Genomic DNA, 1,923 nt, shown 5'->3' on the forward strand with positions numbered 1-1,923 from the left:
TGCTCCAGTCTGGATTCGCTTTTTGGAAGTCAGTTAAGCACTCTTCTACCATTAACTTGCTACGACCGTATGGGTTAGTCGCACTAGTTGGGAAGTCCTCAGTAATTGGTACTGATGCTGGATCACCATAAACTGTCGCAGATGAGCTAAATACCAGTGATTTCACGCCTGCTTCGCGCATTGCATCCACAAGAACAAGTGTGCCATTTACGTTGTTATCGTAATACTCAAGCGGTTTTTCTACTGATTCTCCGACTGCTTTTAGGCCAGCAAAGTGAATAACGGCTTCAATATTGTGTGCTTTTAGAGCTTCAACAAGCGCGGCCTTATCGCGAATATCCGCTTCGATAAAAGTAGGCTTTACGCCACATACTTTTTCAATGCGCTCTAAGACTGTAGATTTGCTGTTGTATAGGTTATCGAGAATAACTGGTGTCATACCAGCTTCGATCATTTGAATACAAGTGTGGCTGCCAATGTAGCCCATACCACCCGTAACAAGTACTTTCATTTTATCAATCCTTCTGACGCGAATCCGGTTAGTGTAAAGCTTTAATGCGACAATTTAAACGGTCTCTTGCAATTCGCATCCCATTAATATTGCTTGCACTTTTCCGGCTTTCTTCGCTTGGTACATTGCGGTATCCGCACTCTTTAAAATACGGGTTGCGTCTCGTTCATTAACGCCAACCAATTTCACCCCAATGCTCACGCCGACTTTTAGCTCATTACCTTTGTATTCAATAGGCGCACAGATGCTCTCTAACAATTGCTCGGCGATTCGCGTTACGACTTTTTGATTGGCCGGGTTGACCAGCATAACAAACTCATCGCCAGACAGGCGTGCGATTAAGTCACTGTGCCTAGTCGCCGATGTCAAACGATCTGCTACACGTTTTAAAACTTCATCCCCAGCGTCATGGCCGTATGTGTCGTTGATTTCCTTAAAACCATCTAGATCAAGATAAAGTACCGCAAATTCATCGCGCTGATAGCCTGATCTTTGGACTAAATCTTCCAGCTCTAAATGGAACTTAGAACGATTTGCTAATCCTGTAAGCGCGTCATGATGTGCGAGATACTCGAGGCGCTCCATCTCTTTTGCATTGGAGAGATCGGTAAGAATAATGACCAAATCGTAGAAACCGTTATCCTCGCACTTCACGATGCGGTTTACTCGAGCAAACATTGGCACAAGTAAGCCTAAGTGATTTTGCTCAATCACTTCTCCTTGCCACACGCCATAGTTTTCAATGGACTCAATGATACTCGGCATCATTTCTTGTAATTTTCGCCAACGAATAGTTTGAATGAAAGACTGACCAACTAACTGGTCGATTTCTAAACCCACAAGTTTGGTGACTGCTGGGTTAACCATGGTGATGACGCCTTTGTGATTAAGCACAATAAGGCCGTCTTGACTGGCTTCAAACACTCGACCAGCTACGCGCTGGCGATTCATCGCCTCTTCAATCTCTGTGATGTCTTGAATGGCGAAGAGAAGATAACCGTGGTTAGACAAACGACGAGTCGTTAGGCTTAGCTGCTGTTCGTTATCAATGTTTTGAAGGTGGATATCATCACACTCTAAGCATCGACTAAGAATTTGGCTAAGCTCGTTCGGCATTTTTGTTTTTATCAGATCGCGGATATTCGCATTTTCTAATGCTTCCGGTGTTTTCTGAAATATATGCTGAGTCGCAGCATTACTGTGGATAATGGTGCCAAGGTTGTCGGTAATAACTAACGCATACTGAATGGATTCAATGACTTCTTCTGAAAATGCTCTTTTTTGTTCGAGCGTAGCTAACGAATGCTGGCGTTGTTTTTCCCTTTTTCGGAGTTTGGTCATCATTCGATTGAATGCGTGAATAACTTCGCCTAGTTCGTCTTTAGAATGATGACGAATTTGTACGTGAGAGG

Annotated in this window: 2 protein-coding genes; both read right to left on the reverse strand. The window is 43.6% G+C overall.

What is annotated here, in order from left to right:
* On the reverse strand, positions 1 to 511 hold a 511-nt coding region (locus R7Q46_RS24715; RefSeq protein WP_318077866.1), incomplete at its 3' end, for an SDR family NAD(P)-dependent oxidoreductase.
* A 54-nt stretch (positions 512 to 565) separates the two neighbouring features.
* Positions 566 to 1,923: diguanylate cyclase domain-containing protein (locus R7Q46_RS24720; protein ID WP_318077867.1), on the reverse strand; the 1,358-nt coding region annotated here is incomplete at its 5' end.

It is taken from the genome of Vibrio sp. 811 (genome assembly GCF_033339195.1).